Source organism: Deltaproteobacteria bacterium, assembly GCA_016235345.1.
In the GTDB taxonomy this organism is placed as follows: domain Bacteria; phylum Desulfobacterota; class Desulfobacteria; order Desulfobacterales; family Desulfatibacillaceae; genus JACRLG01.
Genome location: JACRLG010000014.1, coordinates 79,855 through 94,447, shown reverse-complemented (window position 1 = coordinate 94,447; position 14,593 = coordinate 79,855). Strand labels below are relative to the sequence as shown.

At 56.1% G+C, this 14,593-nt stretch carries 16 protein-coding genes; 2 read left to right on the top strand and 14 right to left on the bottom strand.

The features are described 5' to 3' along the window. Positions 1-230: 230 nt before the first annotated feature. The 3 genes from HZB23_07310 to HZB23_07300 form a co-directional block, all read right to left on the bottom strand. Positions 231-668, bottom strand: coding sequence for an FprA family A-type flavoprotein (locus HZB23_07310; GenBank protein MBI5844458.1), 438 nt, complete (start codon positions 666-668; stop codon positions 231-233). 72 nt (positions 669-740) lie between these two features. Continuing rightward, entirely contained in the window at positions 741-956 is a 216-nt protein-coding gene (locus HZB23_07305) for a rubredoxin (protein MBI5844457.1), read from the bottom strand. A 66-nt stretch (positions 957-1,022) separates the two neighbouring features. Next, positions 1,023-1,529, bottom strand: a complete 507-nt coding sequence (locus HZB23_07300; protein MBI5844456.1) for a rubrerythrin family protein — start codon at positions 1,527-1,529, stop codon at positions 1,023-1,025. Positions 1,530-1,817: 288 nt separating this feature from the next. Between HZB23_07300 and HZB23_07295 the strand changes: the two genes are divergently transcribed. Together HZB23_07295 and HZB23_07290 are read left to right on the top strand one after the other, a co-directional pair. After that, positions 1,818-3,062 carry an acyl-CoA/acyl-ACP dehydrogenase gene (locus HZB23_07295; GenBank protein ID MBI5844455.1) on the top strand — a complete coding sequence of 415 codons (1,245 nt, stop codon included), beginning with the start codon at positions 1,818-1,820 and terminating at the stop codon, positions 3,060-3,062. A gap of 53 nt (positions 3,063-3,115) precedes the next feature. Continuing rightward, positions 3,116-3,622, top strand: a complete 507-nt coding sequence (locus tag HZB23_07290; protein ID MBI5844454.1) for a ferritin family protein — start codon at positions 3,116-3,118, stop codon at positions 3,620-3,622. Positions 3,623-3,724: 102 nt separating this feature from the next. Here the strand turns inward: HZB23_07290 and HZB23_07285 are convergent, their stop codons facing one another. The 11 genes from HZB23_07285 to HZB23_07235 all read right to left on the bottom strand — a co-directional run bounded on the left by HZB23_07285 (position 3,725) and on the right by HZB23_07235 (position 14,574). Beyond that, on the bottom strand, positions 3,725-4,660 hold the full coding sequence (locus HZB23_07285) for a DUF4197 domain-containing protein (GenBank protein ID MBI5844453.1): 936 nt from the start codon (positions 4,658-4,660) through the stop codon (positions 3,725-3,727). Between the two features lie 52 nt (positions 4,661-4,712). Continuing rightward, a complete protein-coding gene (locus tag HZB23_07280; protein MBI5844452.1) occupies positions 4,713-5,168 on the bottom strand; it encodes an N-acetyltransferase in 456 nt (151 codons plus the stop codon). Positions 5,169-5,185: 17 nt separating this feature from the next. Continuing rightward, positions 5,186-5,869: a CPBP family intramembrane metalloprotease gene (locus HZB23_07275; protein ID MBI5844451.1), complete on the bottom strand. Its 684-nt coding sequence runs from the start codon at positions 5,867-5,869 to the stop codon at positions 5,186-5,188. After that, positions 5,848-7,347 carry a HEAT repeat domain-containing protein gene (locus tag HZB23_07270; protein MBI5844450.1) on the bottom strand — a complete coding sequence of 500 codons (1,500 nt, stop codon included), beginning with the start codon at positions 7,345-7,347 and terminating at the stop codon, positions 5,848-5,850. Before HZB23_07270 ends, HZB23_07275 begins: the two co-directional genes overlap by 22 nt. A 154-nt stretch (positions 7,348-7,501) precedes the next feature. After that, complete coding sequence (nrfD, locus tag HZB23_07265) at positions 7,502-8,662, bottom strand: polysulfide reductase NrfD (GenBank protein ID MBI5844449.1); 1,161 nt, start codon at positions 8,660-8,662, stop codon at positions 7,502-7,504. A 12-nt stretch (positions 8,663-8,674) separates the two neighbouring features. After that, on the bottom strand, positions 8,675-9,460 hold the full coding sequence (locus HZB23_07260; GenBank protein ID MBI5844448.1) for a 4Fe-4S dicluster domain-containing protein: 786 nt from the start codon (positions 9,458-9,460) through the stop codon (positions 8,675-8,677). Between the two features lie 2 nt (positions 9,461-9,462). Further along, positions 9,463-9,879 carry a sulfate reduction electron transfer complex DsrMKJOP subunit DsrJ gene (gene dsrJ / locus HZB23_07255; GenBank protein ID MBI5844447.1) on the bottom strand — a complete coding sequence of 139 codons (417 nt, stop codon included), beginning with the start codon at positions 9,877-9,879 and terminating at the stop codon, positions 9,463-9,465. Beyond that, the gene (locus HZB23_07250; protein ID MBI5844446.1) at positions 9,879-11,501 is read right to left on the bottom strand and encodes a (Fe-S)-binding protein; all 1,623 of its coding nucleotides are present in this window, start codon (positions 11,499-11,501) and stop codon (positions 9,879-9,881) included. Before HZB23_07250 ends, dsrJ begins: the two co-directional genes overlap by 1 nt. A 73-nt stretch (positions 11,502-11,574) precedes the next feature. Continuing rightward, positions 11,575-12,588, bottom strand: coding sequence for a sulfate reduction electron transfer complex DsrMKJOP subunit DsrM (gene dsrM / locus HZB23_07245; protein ID MBI5844445.1), 1,014 nt, complete (start codon positions 12,586-12,588; stop codon positions 11,575-11,577). Between the two features lie 76 nt (positions 12,589-12,664). Continuing rightward, positions 12,665-13,228: an RsbRD N-terminal domain-containing protein gene (locus HZB23_07240; protein MBI5844444.1), complete on the bottom strand. Its 564-nt coding sequence runs from the start codon at positions 13,226-13,228 to the stop codon at positions 12,665-12,667. 407 nt (positions 13,229-13,635) lie between these two features. Continuing rightward, positions 13,636-14,574, bottom strand: coding sequence for an NAD-dependent epimerase/dehydratase family protein (locus HZB23_07235; protein MBI5844443.1), 939 nt, complete (start codon positions 14,572-14,574; stop codon positions 13,636-13,638). Positions 14,575-14,593: the final 19 nt, after the last annotated feature.

The following is a 14,593-nucleotide window of genomic DNA, read 5'->3' as shown; positions in this document are numbered from 1 at the left end:
TGTATTATCTCATCAATCCGGTTTGCAAGCAAGATTTTATGGCGGATTTCAACGCTGGAACAGAGGGGAATAATTTTTATCGGCTGGCAGTAACAAATTATCGTAATAGCATAAAACCAGGCGGCCAATAGACGTGTCGGCATCGAAACAACAGCCTGACCATGCCACTATATTTATCGATTAAGGCGATGTGACGGGGACAGGTTTCCCCCGTCACACCGCCTTAAAGGTCACTTCTCGCCAAGCTTGTTGGCTATGGTCTTGCCGTAGGCCTGGGCCGCCTGGACGCCGCCGCCGAGGTCGGCTGATTTGAGGCGCAAAGAGTCGCTCACCATGCGCATGGAAAAGATGTTCCGCATGGTGTCGTAGATGCGCTGGGGGGCCTCGCCGCTCCAGCCGAAGGCCCCGAAAGCGCCGCCCACCTTGTTTTCCAGGCCCGCTTTTTCCGCCAGGAAAAGAACGGTCTTCATGGACGCCATCATGTCGCCGTGATAGGTGGGCGAACCGAAGGCATAGGCGTCGTAGCCTGCGAGGTCGTCTTCCTTTTTGACGTCGGCCACGTTTTTGATATCCGCGTCAAATCCACCGAAACGGATGCCTTCGGCGATCAGTTCGGCGATCTTTTGTGTCGATCCGGTGCGGGTTGCATAAACCACGAGTGCTTTCATTTAAACAAGGCCCTCCCTTTTTCTGTCAGGTCAACGCGCCTGTGCCGCCATTTTTTTGCAGCAGGCCCGGAATCAGACTTCGCACTTCACTTCCGCCGTCGAGCCCGGCCCAGCAAGGGGCCTGAAGCACTTCCTGGTGGCCCCGCACACCGGGCATTTCCAGGTTTCGGGCAGTTCCTCGAATTTCGTTCCGGCGGGGACCTTGCCCTTCCTGTCGCCCTTGTCCGGGTTGTAGATGTATCCGCAGTTTACGGTCTGGCACTGGTACATCTCGTCGGGTGAGGCCATAGTTTCCTCCCTGTAAGCTCTTTGAAAAATGACGCGACACAGCGATTCGCGTTTTTAAGCAGGCTGTCAATCAACTTTGGAGAAATTCGCAGCCTTGGCCTTGCATACCGGGCAGTTGTCGGGCGGCTCGTTCTCGCAGGTGTAGCCGCAGATTCCGCAAACGTAGTACTCAGTGTCTGCCTTGGTGAAGGACTCGTCGGCAAGCATTTCAAGGGCTTTTTCGTAAAGCCCGGCGTGGATTTTCTCCACCTCGTTGGCGAAACTGAAGGAGCGAAGGGCGACCTTGTCGCCGTCCTGCTGAGCCTCTGCAATCATTCCCGGATACATGTTCTTGAACTCGTGGGTTTCGCCCTCAACCGCCTCCTTAAGGTTGTCGGCGGTGGACCCTATGCCGCCAAGGGCCGCGAGATGGGCGTGGGCGTGGACGGTCTCGGCTGCTGCTGCGGCCCTGAAAAGCCGTGCGACCCTTTGGTAGCCCTCTTTCTCGGCCTTGGCTGCGAAGGCCAGATACTTGCGGTTGGCCTGGGATTCACCTGCAAAGGCTTCCTTCAGATTTTCACTGGTCTTGCTCATGGAAAAATCTCCTTTCAAAAGTTTGTGGTTGATCGGTTTTCCAGGTATTTGCCCCGAAATTTTCCTTTTGGAATGATCTAGGCAGAGCTGTTTTCAAAAGCGATTCAGAAATAGTTATTATTCCTAAATTTGTCAAGAAATTTTTTGCAGCTGTCGTTTGAAAATTCCTATGGAAATATTCCTATGGAAATATCTTGACACCAGCCTTTCACAGTCAGAAACTGAAAAATGGTATGACAGAAAATTATATCCCGGTTTTTCGATTATGTCACTGAAAGGAAAAAGGCCATGATGGATCATCTTTTAACAACGGAGCAGATAAAGATACGCAACGAGGCCAGGGACCTCGTAAAATGGGTCCCCCGCCAGATGATACTGGACATGGACGCCAACAAGATCGACTTTCCTAGGGAGTTTTTGCAGGAGGCCGCAAGAAGGAACCTTCTGGGCGTGCGCTACCCCAAAAAATGGGGCGGCAGGGACATGGACTGGGTGACTTCCGCCACTTTGATGGAGGAGGTGGGCACCCTGGGCTACATCTTCGCCTGCGTGTTCGGCGTGGGGGCCGAGCTGGTGTGCGACGCCATCATGCTGCACGGCTCCGATTTTTTAAAGGAAAAATACGTGGCCCCGCTTCTTAGGGGCGAGCTTTTCGCGGCTGAGTGCTTAACCGAGCCCAGGGGCGGATCGGACTTTTTCGGCACCACCACAACTGCCGTGGACAGGGGCGACCATTTTGTGGTGAACGGCCAGAAGCGTTTCATAGTGGGTGCGGCAGGCGCGGACTATTTCCTTGTTTACGCCAAGACCGACCCGGGCGCCCAGCCCCACAAGAGCCTCACCTGCCTTATAGTTGACCGGAGCGTTGGCGTTGACACGGGCTATTTATACGATCTCATGGGCTGCCGGGGCGGCGGGGCAGGGCGGCTTGTTTTCAAGGACGTCAAGGTCCCCAAGGAAAACGTCGTGGGCCAGGTCAACGGCGCTTACGCGGTCTTCAACACCATGATGATCCCCGAACGCCTGGGCACCGCAGCCATGACCATAGGCGCGGCGCGCCCGGCGCTTGATGTGGCCACGGCCTACACCACCCGCAGAAAGGCTTTCGGCCAGCCCGTGGCCACCTTCCAGGGGGTGAGCTTCAAGGTCGCGGAAAGCGTGATGCTGTTGGACGCCTGCCGGTCCATGATCTACACCACGGCCCTTGCTGTTGACCGAGGCAGCGACGCCCGCCTGATCCGGCGGCTCGTGTCCGAATCGAAGAAGTTCGTGACGGAGAGCTGCCAGAAGGTGGCGGAAAATTCCATGCAGGTTATGGGCGGCATCGGCTACACCACCATTTACCCGGTGGAGCGCATCGTGCGCGATCTTCGCCTCGCATCCATCTGGACCGGCACTAACGAGATAATGAGCAACATCACGGCCCACGAGTGGTACAAGGAATTTTTCACGAAACGGGCTGCGAGCCTTGCCAGGGATCATGAAAACGACGCAGCGGGAAGCGAAGTTCCCGACGAAAAAATTTACGAGTAGGCGTTTTCGCCTTTTTACGGTTCCCTTGGCATTTTTATAAAGGAGACGGAAAAATGGGCTTTGCCTTCAGCGCAGACGAAATTTTCGCCCTTGCCGAAAAAATCGAGAAAAACGGGGCGGAGTTTTACCGCAGGGCGGCGGCAAACGCCGCATGTTCCGACGCAAGGCACCTTTTGCTGGACATCGCCGGCATGGAAGACGGGCACCAGGGCCTTTTTGCCCGTATGAGGCGGGAACTTGCCGAAACCCAGCGCTTTTCCGACACCTTTGACCCGGAAGGCGAAACTGCCCATTATCTTGCGGGCCTCGCCAACTCGCGGGTTTTTTCCGATCCGGAAGACCCCCTTCCGGTGGAATCGAATTCCTGCTCCCATGATCTTTTGAGAAAAATTCTTGAATTCGCAATGGGCCGGGAAAAAGACTCCATCGCCTTTTACAGGGCCATGAAGGAGCTTGTGGAAACGGACGAGGGAAAGTGCAGGATAGACGACATCATAAGGGAAGAGGAGAGCCACATCAGGATGCTCAAGAACGAGATTTCGCTTCTGGATCAGCAGTAGAAGCGGAAGGCCCGCTATTTGAATAAGCTGAAAAAGCCTGTCCAGGTTTCACGAATCCCGGACAGGCTTTTTTTGTCAAAAGTGAAATGACTCCTGCCTCCACTACTTGAAAATCCCCCCGAAGACCTTTTTAAGAATGTCGGTGGTCCGGGCCATCGGGTCCTGGCGGATTTTCTTTTCCTCCTGGGCCATGACGAGGAAAAGCCCGTCCAGGGCCTTGTCCGTTACGTACTGGTTCAGGTCCGGCGTCATAAGTCCCAAAAAGGGCATGTACCCCGAAGCCTTCGACATCATGGCAGAATAAAAGGCTGTCACCTGCGCCTGGTTCATGGCTTCGCCCACCAGGGGCATTATTTCAGCTTTAAGGTTTTCCCTTGTGGTGCTCTCGAAGTATCGGGTGGCCGCGTCTTCAGGCCCCTTGACCAGGCTTGCGGCCTGTTCCAGGGTCATGGCGGCAACCGCCTTGCCGAAGATGTCGATGGTCTTGGGCACGGCCTTTTCCGCTGCACGGTTCATGCTTTCTATGAACCGGTCGGCAAGGGCCGCCTGCCCAAGGTTGCGCAGCATGTCATCAACCGGTTTCAACTGAGCCGGCATGGGAATGCGAACAAGCTGGTTAGCGAAATAGCCGTTTTCCTTTCCAAGGCTTGCCACGGCCCCTTTTGCCGCCTGAAGGAGTGCGTCCTTAACGCCACGGCTGAGATCCGCCACGGCGGGGCTTTTGGAGGCAGGGGCAACCTGGGTGGTGGGAGTGGCCGCCGAAGGGGACTTGGCCGTAAGTGACGCCTTGGGGCTTGTGGCCGGGGTGGCCTTGGGCGCAACCGTGGCCTTTTTGACGGCGGTTGCCGGCTTCTTGGCTTTTGCGGTCTTTTTGGACGCAGCGGTGCCTGTCTTTTTCACGGGCTGGGTTGTAGTGGCCGCCAGCAAAACGGAATCTGTCCCACTGGCGTCGCCGGAAAAGGCAGGACCGGCGTTTCCGGCCAGGAAGCATGAAAGCGCCACGCAAACGGAAAGGCGAATCAACTTTTCAGGTTTCATCTGTGCTTCCCCGCCGAATCGGCAATATTTGAGGAGCAAAATTGAATGGTGACTACAAAAGGCGTTCCACGGCCAATTCGTCGCAGTCGGGAAACTTGACGCATTTTACGCAATCGCTCCAGATTTTCAAGGGCAGGTTGTTCTTTTCGGTCTGCCTGAAACCGTGCTTCTCGAAAAAGTACGGCCTGTAGGTAAGGGCGAAGAGCCGCTTTATTCCAAGCTCTCCTGCTTCTTTTAGGGAGAAGGAAAGAAGCCTCGATCCTATGCCCCGGTTCCACAGTTCCCGCTTAACGGCCAGGGAACGGACTTCCGCCAACTCCTCCCAGCACACCGAAAGGGCCAGGCATCCGTCAAGCTCTCCGGTTTTCTGGTCGATGTGAACGGAAAAGTCCCGCAGGTGATCGTAAATCTCCGAAAGAGGGCGTCCCAGGAGCTCGCCGTCCTTGGCGAAATCCTGCAAAAGCGCGTGAATCGGCCTTACGTCATGAATTGTAGCCTTGCGTATCATATTGGCGCTCCAGCCGGTCAGACAAGCTGCCCGGAAAAATAAGCGGTAAGGGCGAAAAGCGCGAAATTGCCTCCCGCGTGCAATAAAACCGGCGCGACAAGGCTTTTTTCCCGCTCGTAGGCAAGAGCGAACAATACCCCCCCAGCGCCCTGGAAAAAGGGCGCGGCCCCGCCTGAGGCCATATAATGGGGTGCTATGAAAAGCGCCGTGGATAAAATCAGGGCGAAAAAGAGCCCGAAACGGCGCAGATACCCGTAGATCATGCCCCGGAAGAAGATTTCCTCGGATAAACCCGCCACAATGGAACCGATAAATATGTAGCTTGCCAGATGAACCCGTCCATCGACATTCAGCGCCTGGCGGAACATGAAAAAGGGGTCGACGCCCGCCCTGTGTACGATCAACATGCACAGGGCGACAAAGGCCCCGAAGCCGAAGCACCACTTCACTCCCCCGTAAAGGCCGGGAATCAGGTCTTTTCGGGAAAGGCCAAGGGTGTCCCATCCGCAGCCGAAAAAACGGGCCGCCCATATTATCCCCAAAACCTGCGTCAGCCGCAAGGCGGCCAGAAGCCACAACCGGTCCAGCGGTGACAGTCGCCACGGCCACATTTCAAAGGCGGCCTGCAAGAGCGCCACAAGGCCGACGGCCAAAAGGAGGGCTTTGCCGTTGGGGCCATTTATTGCGCCTGTTGATGCCATCCAAGGCTCCTTGCCGCGCTGTAGCTGTAGGTTTCAAGATACCAGTGATTGGATGTGCGCAAAATGTCCAAAAGTGTGTCGGTGGCGTAGGACGCCCCTATCCTGGAAAGGGAAAGCACGGCATGGCACCTTACGTAGGGATGCGGATCGTTGAGGAGCCCTGCCAGCATCTGCCCGGTTTCCGGGCATCCTCCAGAAGCCAGGGCCTCGGCGGCCCATCGGCGTTCCACAATGGCGCTGCTTTTGAGTATTTTGTCGAAACCGGCAAGATTGCACACCGGTATTCCCTTTTCGGAGGCCTGCCTTAGCCCGGTGAGGCGCTCGGAGCGCGAGCCCGAAGCGATAAGCTCCCTTATGTCCCTGTCGCGGGCCTTGCTGGCGGAACTTAAGGGGAAAAGCAGAAGAAGGCCCAGGACGACTCCCAACAATCCCGTGGCGAAGGAGGCGGGAGCGGGAGCGAGCATAAGCCCGACAAGGGCGCTGACAAAGCCGAAACACAAGGAGTAAAGCACCAGGGGAAAGCCGAAAAGAAGGCCGAAACCCATGAAGGTCCGGCTTGCCGCCATGTTGTCCAGTTTTTTGGAAAATTCCGAAAGATGCCTGTCGGGCTTTTGCACAAATGCCTGAAGGCCGATTTCATCGATGATTTTTCCGCCGCCGGACAGGGTTACGACGCTGCCTTTAACGTTTAAGGAAAGATCCACCGGGCCTTCGGATTTTACCGGCAGATAATCGTTTTTTATGAGCGCCCTGTAGATTGGGGCCAGGGTCGCTGGTTGAGCCTGGCCGGTGATTCTTGCGGACTTTATCAGGCGCGCGGCCAGAGGCTTTATGGGCTCGGTGGGATAGAGGGTGTAACGGTAGTAAAAATCGACAAAGGCGATTCCGGGGCCTCCTGAAAGAAGAACGTCGTCGCGCAGATGGTCGAAAAGATCGTCGTCCTTGTGGCCGCCCCAGGCAAGGCTCAGGATGACCAGGGGGACTATGAAAAACGTCGACATGAGAAGGGAGGGCGAAGAACCTGAGTATCTGGCAACAAGCGCTGATATGAGTATTACGGTTGCAGGAACGCTAAGGGCTATCAGTGTGGGAAAAAGGACGAATCCGTCCTTGTTGAGAAAAACGGCTATCAAAAGGAATATGCCGGAAAAAAGCGCAGCAGCCACCTTTTTTGGGGCCCTGGGGAAAAAACGGAACCAAAAACGGAAAAGGAAAAACGACAGCACACAAAGACCCGCCCCAAGCGTGAAGGTGAAAAAAAGCCCGCCGTAAAACGCCGTGGCGAAGGTCTTCAGAAGAGGGGCGGTGACGGGGTTGGGGACGGTGACGTAGCCGCTTTTTGCAAGAAGCGCCATCTTCTCGTAAAGCCCGGAATTGGCCGCGTAAACCCAAAGGGTCGAAAACACGTGGCATACAAGCATCCCGGCCAGAATCGGCGCTGGAAACATGAGGTCCGATAAAAACCTTTTCCTTGTCACGTTGGCTCCTCCCCTTAAGTCAGCCGGAATTGAAATCGGATGAGCATCACTTTGAAAAAGGCAGGCTGTTAAGAAAAAAATCCGGGGCGCATTTTTCGTTAATGAAAAATACGCCCCGGAGCAATCAGGCAGGTTTAATGAAAAATGATGGCAATCAATGCTCGGCTGCCGTTTTCTTCACCTCGATTGCTATTTTGTAAAGGACCGTCACCACCAAAGCCCCAATGGCGTAAACGCCAAGGGAAATGCCAAGCTCCGGCAGGGTGGGGACGTATTCCACAACGTGCTCCAACGGGTTGGGGATGAAACCCGCAACCACCAGGCCAAGGCCCTTGTCGATCCAGGTGGCGGCGACGAGGGCCACGAGAGCGACGGGAAGGAGCTTGTCGTTCTTGCGGAACCTGGGCGGAACGAGAATCACGAGGCAGAAGACTGCAAGAATGGAGCTTGCCCACATCCAGGGGACAAGCGCGCCGTGACCTTCCAGGCCCTTGTAAAGGTACACGAAGGCGTGCATGTGGCCGGGAATCTGGCTGTAAAAGGCGGTGAAGAATTCAAGGCCAAGGAAAAACACGTTGGCCAGCATGGCGTAGGTGATGATGACGGAAAGGCTTCTGACGGCTTCGTCCTTCACCTCGAACTCTGCGGCCTTGCGTAAAAAGAGGATGATAAGAAGGAGAATCGCGGGACCGGCGCAGAAGGCCGAGGAAAGAAAGCGGGCTGCCATGATGGCGGTGAGCCAGAAATGGCGTCCGGGAAGACCGGCGTACAAAAAGGCCGTGACCGTGTGGATGGAAATGGCGAAGGGGATGGAGACGTAAATGAGCACCTTCACCCACTTGGCCACGGTGTCGCCCTTGGTGTCGGCCTGGAGTATGCTCCAGCCGATGACCAGATTCAGGATAAGGTAGCCGTTCAAGACCAGCATGTCCCAAAAAAGGACCGAGTTGGGCGTGGGATAGAGAATGATGTTGAGCATCCGCATGGGCTGGCCCAAATCCACCACCACGAAAAGGCCGCACATGACGATGGCGCCCACGGCCATGAATTCGCCAAGAATGGTGATCTTGCCGAAAACCTTGTGGTCGTGGAGATAGTAGGGCATGACCAGCATGACGCCCGATGCCGCCACGCCCACGAGATAGGTGAGCTGCGCGATGTAGAATCCCCAGGAGACGTCGCGGGAAAGTCCCGTAACGCCCAGGCCCTGGGTGAACTGATAGAGGTAGCACCCGAACCCGACGCCGATGACGCCCAAAAGGCCCGCGAGCCACATGTAGTAAGTCCTGCTTCCGCTTAAGGCTTTATCCAGCATGGCTTCCTCGCGTTAGGTAAGGTAGTAAACCTGGGGCTGGGTGCCCAGCTCCGGGCGACGGCGGATGTTGAATTTCTCGGCCAGAACCTTGCGCACTTCCGACTTGGGATCGTCGAGGTCTCCGAAAATCATCTCTCCGCCCTTGCAGGCTTCCACGCAGGCGGGCTTCTGGCCCCTGGCAAGGCGTTCCGCGCAGAAGTTGCACTTTTCCACCACGCCCTTGGTGCGGGTGGGGTAGTCGGAGGTGATTTCGGTGAGGCTCTTCCTTGGGTCAAGGAAATTGAAGGAGCGCGATCCGTAAGGGCAGGCCGCCATGCAGAAGCGGCATCCGATGCAGCGGTGATAGTCCATCATCACTATGCCGTCGGCGCGCTTGAAGGTGGCCTTGGTGGGGCAGACGCGCACGCAGGCCGGATTCTCGCAGTTGTTGCAAAGAACGAGAACCTTGTTTTCCCTGGTCTTGTCGGGGATGTGCTCGTTCATCTGCTCCGGGAAAACGTGCTCGTACTCGTCATCCCATATCCAGGTGAGGGCGTGCCTGGAATCCTTCATCACCGGGATGTTGTGCTCCCTGCGGCAGGCTTCCATGACCGCGTTGCGGGAAGCCTGGGTGAATTTTTTGGTGTCCACAACCATGGCCCAGCGGCCCGCCGTAAGAGCCTTTTCCGTGGGAACAGCGCCTTCGGGGGTGCGTCTTGCGAGGTCCATGGCCATGGATTTGCCGGAGGGCTTCAGAACAAGCCCGGCGGCTGCGGCGATAGTCGCTACTTTAATAAAATCCCGTTTGGTCTTGTCCATGGTCAGGCTTTCTCCTTGGCCGCTAAATCCTTGGGCTCTAAATGGCAGTTCCAGCAGTAAGGCGCGACGCTCACGTAGTTGTGGCATCTGTCGCAGAACTCGGCCTTGTTGGAGTGGCATTCCATGCAGGTCTTGGTGAGGCTCATTTCCCGCATCACACCATCGGTGCCCGGAGCCACGCGGTTGTTGTCGCGGACCACCGTGTCGCGCCATTCGTTAAGAACCTGCATGTGGCCCGCCTTCATGAAATCGGTGGGCCTTACGCACTGCTTTACGGCCATCTTGGCGATGACCGGGGTATCGGTCAGGATTTCCGGAACCGGAGCGGCCTTTCCCATGTTGAACCAGAAGGGAAAGGTGAAAAGGCCCACGAACACGGCGAGACCAAGAAGAATTATCTTTCCGTCGTAAAGTTTCATTATTCTTCCTCCTCCATGCCCGCCAGGGGTTCGCCGCGCAGGTCGGTGGTGCGCTCGTTTTCACCGTCAAGAATCAAGGCGTTGGCCACGAGCTCGTGTACACCGGTGACCCTCATGCCCGGCACCCAGTAATCGAGGGCCGTGGGGAGGGCCGCCCGGTCGATGGCGCATACGGTTGCAAGGGTGTTTACGCCGTGGGTCTCGTGAACGTGCTTGAAGGCGTTGGCCCTGGGAAGCCCGCCGCGAAGGCGAAGCTCCATGTTTTCGCCGGCGTTTAAGCCCGAACCGGAGCCGCAGCAGAAGGTGTGCTCGCGTATGGTCTTTTCGGGCATTTCGAAAAAGTGGTTGCAGACGCCCTTGATAACTTCGCGGGGTTCTTCCAGAAGTCCCATGCCGCGAGAGGGGTTGCAGGAATCGTGGAAGGACAGAATCTGGTGGTCGTTCCTGGATTTATCGATCTTCAACTTGTTGTGGCGAAGAAGGTCGGCGGTGAACTCGGTGATGTGCACCATCTTGGTGGACGCCGCGTTCTGGAAAACCGTGCCGGTGATGGGGCTTTTCGGCAATTCCAGGTGGTCGGCTGGGCCGTTCATGGTGTCCATGTACTGGTGGATGACGCGCCACATGTGGCCGCACTCGCCGCCCAGAATCCACTTGGTTCCAAGGCGCTTGCTTTCGGCGTACATCTTGGCGTTCAGGCGCTTCATCATCTCGTGGCTGGTGAAAAGGCCGAAGTTTCCGCCCTCGGAAGCGTAGGTGCTCCAGGTGATGTCAAGGCCCTGGCTCTCAAGATAGTGAAAGAGGATGAGGTAACCCATGGCCGTGTAGGTGCCGGGGTCCGCGAAAACGTCGCCGGAGGGCGTCACGAAAAGGATTTCCGCGCCCTTGCGGTTGAAGCTGGGGTTGACCCGAACGCCCGTGACATCCTCGATTTCGTCGCAGAAGAAATCGATCATGTCTTTAAAGGCGTGGGGCTGGATGCCCAGATGGTTGCCGGTGCGGAAGCAGTTGGCGGCAGGGGTGGCGATCCAGTCGATGTTGAGTCCTATGAGGTTTAAAAGCTCGCGTCCGATTATGGTGATTTCGGCGGTGTCTATGCCGTAGGGGCAGTACACCGAGCATCTCCGGCACTCCGAGCACTGAAAGAAGTAGTACCACCACTCCTTGAGCACGTCGTAAGTGAGGGGGCGCGCGCCCACCATGCGGCCAAGGAGCTTTCCGGCCAGGGTGTAGTCCTTGCGGTAGACCGAGCGGAGAAGCTCGGCGCGAAGAACGGGCATGTTCTTGGGATCGCCGGTGCCGATGAAGAAGTGGCACTTGTCGGCGCAGGCTCCGCAGCGCACGCAGCAGTCCATGAAGATACGAAGGGAGCGGAAACGGGTGAGGCGGTCACGAAGGCCGTCGGAGATGATCTCCACCCAGTTTTCCGGGAGCTTCCAGTCCTCTTCCATGGGCGCCCATTTGCGGCCATAGGGCATGCTGAGGTAGTCAAGGCTCTTGGGATTGGCCGGATGGCAAAACATGCCCTTCCTGATGACCGTAGGCGTGTCCATCCACGGTGTTTTCGGTGGTGAATGAACTATCGTCGAAAGTTCTTCGATGTTCGGAATGTCGTCAGCCATTGCTTCTCCTTATAATTCAGGGCCATCGCCCGAATAATGGTTTCGCTGTAAAAATGGTCTTGCGCAGCCGCCCTCAGTCTTCCAGGGGTTTTTCCACGGGAAGACCGGCTTCCACCATGTGCGCCCGGAACTCGTCCTCGTACTCATGGTAGTCATGGGTCTTGACGGGGTAGTTCCAGGGGTTGACGTGTCGCACTTCCCTTGTGTTGCACGTAAGGTTTCTGGTGGGGGACATGAAGACTCCGCCCATGTGCATGAGCTTGGAAAAGGGGAAGTAGGCCAGAAGGGTTGAGACCAGGAAAAGATGCACGAAGAAAATCATTCCGACTGTATCGGGAACGGTGGGCCGGAAGGTCACAAGGCCCATGGTCAGTTCCTTGATGCCCACAACATCGGTCTTGGTGACGTAGCGCATCAGGATGCCGGTGACCGCGATGGACAGAATAAGGAAAAGCGGAAAAAAATCGTTGGGAAGCGAAATGTAGCGCACCGTGGGAATCATGAGGCGGCGCAGAAGAAGATAGGTGGCCGCGCCCGCCAGGATGAAACCGGAAACCATCACCGTGGGAAGCCCGATCTGCAAGAAGCCGTCAAGGGTTTCAAGCATCTTGATGGGGAAGGGCACCGGCTCCAGGAAAAACCGGAAATGCCTTATGAACACGGTGAGGAAGGTGTAATGAAAGGCCAGGGCCGCTATCCAGAGCCACAGGGTGGGGCCGTAGAAAATTTTCGGGCCCTGCTTCATGCTCATGTTGGTGTTGCGGAAAAGCGACCGGAAGCACAGGATTTCAAGGGCCATGCGGGCGATGACGCCTTTTTTGGTCCAGGGGCTTTCAAGGTAGCTCGCCTTGATCCACGGAAGGCTCTTCTGCTGGCCGCAGGTGGTGGGAATGGCGAAGGGCACGGGGGTCTTTCCCCAGCCCAGCACCTTGGCCACAACGCCCAGCAGGAAGACCGCCACGGCAGCGTACGGAATGGCTATCCCGAACACTGGCCGCAGCACCGGCACTATCGCGCCCAATGCTCCCAGGGCGATGATGGCCAAGACCGCCACCGCAGAAATGGTGATGGAATCCTTAACGTTCATTCAGTGACCTCGCTCCTTTTTTAAGATGACCGAAAAATACCGCTATCTGCTTGTAAGACCTGGCGGTCTCATGGGTTCATTTGCCGCAACAGCCGGCGTCTTTGGACGGGCCGGGTTCAAGGCCCTCTATTTCACACAGAAGCTTTGCCCTTTTCATGGCCTTGTAAGAGAGATTCTTTACCTCGTTGACCCTGATTTCGAAGATTTTTTCCCTGCACCTGGAATAAATCTCGAATCCGATCAGGCCCAGGCTGTCTATGCGCCGGTCGAGCGAGTGCCAGTCGGTTTCCTCGGTGAACTTTTTGAGGTCCTTTGAAAGGACCTCGCGCACCACGTCCTTCAAATCGAATATGAACCTCAAGGCCTTGGCCGCCGAGAAGTCCTGCACGGCCCTTATGTGCATGATGTCGTCAAGAAAGTTCATGGCTTCGGATTCGGCCACATGGTCAGTGGGGGCCAGCATGACCCTTATCACCTGGTCAAGCCCCTGTTTTATGCGTACGCCCACAGGGTTGGCGAACTGGTCGTTCTGCTTTGTCAGAAAACCCGATGAGTCCGCAGGATATCCTGCAAAAACAGACTCCTGCCAGCGGGCGAGAATGTCGGCCCGCCTTTTTTCAAGCAATTCCCAAAAAGTCATTCATCAAATCCCTTAAAAAAAGCATACGGGTTCCCTTTTACGCAGGTCGTGCGTCGATAAACCAAGTGTCTGATTTAAATGAAAAATCAAACTTTTTTCGGGAAAAGCCCGTTAGGGCGCGACGATAGTTTATAGATGCGGGCCTGTCAAGAAAAACATGGCTTTCAAGCCTTGGAGAACACTGATGGATCAGGATGCGGGGCCTTGGCAGAGCAGCCTGGGCCTTTGATGCGCGGCGGATTTTTTTGCGAGCCGGTCAGTTTGCGGGCATTTTAAATATAATAATTTGATAATATGTATATTATTGATAATATCTGAAGTATTGAATTAGATATTGGCAAGGTTTTTTAAAAGGCCAGCCGGGAGGAATATCAATTCTTTCCCGGCCAGCCTGTCGGAAAGAGGACCTATTCCGAATGAGCCTTCAAGTGGGTGTAGGTCTGGCTGATGCCGAATTCCTTGTAATAGGAGATGGCCGCAGCCACGCCGGTTTCAAGGGGGGTGGTGACCCGCCAGCCAAAGTCGCGCTCGGTCTTGGAGGGATCAAGCAGGATGGTGTAGGCATCGTCTGCCCCGCGCGGCCTTTGCTCCACGTCCTTTTCCAGAGTTATTCCAAGGGCCTTGATGGTGGCGTCGAAAAGCTCCTTGATGGAAAAATCGCTTCCGCTGCTTATGTGGTAGGCCCCTCGTTCGCCCTTGCCGTCCACCGCGCCCATCACGCAGTCAACGAGGTCGTTTACAAAGATGAAATCCCTGCGGGTGTCCATGACAAAGCAGGCCTTGCCGGTGGTAAGGCGCTGGAAAAAGGTGGGAAGCGGCCCGGAAAGGTTCCTTGGGCCGTAGGCGTTGGCGAGCCTGAAGGAGATGTAGTCCATGCCGGAAAGCGCGATGTAGTACTCGCCTGCTGTTTTCGAGATGGCGTAGCTGGAATCGCCGGGCATTATGGGGTGCGTGAGGGTTATGGGCTGCTCGATAGGCTTTATGCCGTAGCACAGGGCCGTCTGGAAATATATCAGCCGCTTTACTCCCGACGCCTTGGCCTCCTGGGTTATGATGGCGGTTCCTGTGGCGTTGGTGCGGGAATCCTCCTCCCAGTTTTCCGGGTCCTTGTAGGAGGCCGCCGCGTGGACCACCACGTCGGGCGAAAAGGACGAGAAGGCGTCATGCACGAGTGCGCGATCGGCGATGCTCCCTTCCACAACAGTCAAGCCCTTCTGGGGAGTCAGGTTGTCCCTTCTGCCGGTTGCGTAGTTGTCTATCACGAGCACCTGGTCCCCACGGGCAAGAAGGCGGTCGGAAAGATGGGAGCCTATGAAGCCTGCTCCGCCGGTAATTATTGTTTTCATTGTCAAAAACTCCTTTTGT